We start from the raw sequence: 1,115 nt of genomic DNA on the forward strand, positions 1-1,115 counted from the left end.
CTGGGTCTGCCAAGATTGGTCACAGCCGCGGTTTCCTCCATCGAGGTTTATACGACGCCCACCCGCGTCAGTAGGCAAAGCAATGTTGAACGCCTGCACGGGCGGGCATCCTACAAACCTTAACTAATTTTCTGCCCGATACCTGACATTGCCATCAGAGCCCCGACAGTCAGCTGTGCTGCCACAAATTTAATCAAATGGGTACCCGAACTCGACCCGAAGCAGAAGCTCTCGTCGTTTTTCCCGTTGACGACTGCTACGATTAACTCTGCCTACGAAGATGCTGGTTGGAGTTCATCCGGAACCGCTAAAGCCGGGGTTGCTTCGTCAGCCAATTCATCGAGCACAGTGAAAACGCCATCGATGTCGTCGCGATACGAAGCAATGTAATTCGGCGTAAAGACACATCGCTGGATGTTCTGACAGTCAAGACCACGGATGTGCTCGCGATGTTGTCGCCAGTAGTTCCCCATCTCCTTGGGATTCAGACCTCCATAAAGTCCGGCCTTGGTTGCGATGTAGCCATCCTCATCTCTGCCCGAATAGAAGGGGCTGCTCAGTTGCGACAGGCAGTGGTCGAGGAACAGAAAAACGTTGTTCTCATGGACATCCGGGTTGAAGCAAGTGCCGAACACGTAGTCGTTCATCAATCTCGCTATGCCGCCGCCGTCCTCAACCCCGTCCTCGTCATAGTGCCCGCAGCCCACACCTGAACCATTTGGGGGCAGCGAATTGCTGAGTTGGTAGATCACGAAGGACTTCACAACAGAGCGCGCCGAAGCGACGCGCCGGGCAATCGCAGTGTCACCGTGCTGGGACTGAGGGTCTCGTGATGCCTGTTCTCCCCGCTGAGCGAGGGCTATGCCGAGGAACGCGTCAACTGGCGCGTCATCCGCTTCCGCAATGAAGTTTCGCCTCGAATCAATGAAAGTTCGTTTGAACAGGGCGAAGACCTCTTGAGACAGCTTCCTCATTCCCATCAATGCGAGCTGTCCTGATCTAATAACTTCGTACACACAGATAGGTGGAAATCTCCTGAGAAAATAAACGTGACGAAATCAAAACGAAGAGTCTTTGACGCGAGCTTCAAGCTGCAAGTCGTTGAAATGATCCGG

1 protein-coding gene is annotated in these 1,115 nt (G+C 53.5%); it reads right to left on the minus strand.

What is annotated here, in order from left to right; all coding sequences use genetic code 11:
* Positions 1-272: 272 nt before the first annotated feature.
* On the minus strand, positions 273-974 hold the full coding sequence (locus C5P05_RS00470; protein WP_198674564.1) for a hypothetical protein: 702 nt from the start codon (positions 972-974) through the stop codon (positions 273-275).
* Between the last annotated feature and the right edge of the window lie 141 nt (positions 975-1,115).

Source organism: Rhodoferax ferrireducens (assembly GCF_003347515.1).
Taxonomy (GTDB): Bacteria; Pseudomonadota; Gammaproteobacteria; order Burkholderiales; family Burkholderiaceae_C; genus Rhodoferax.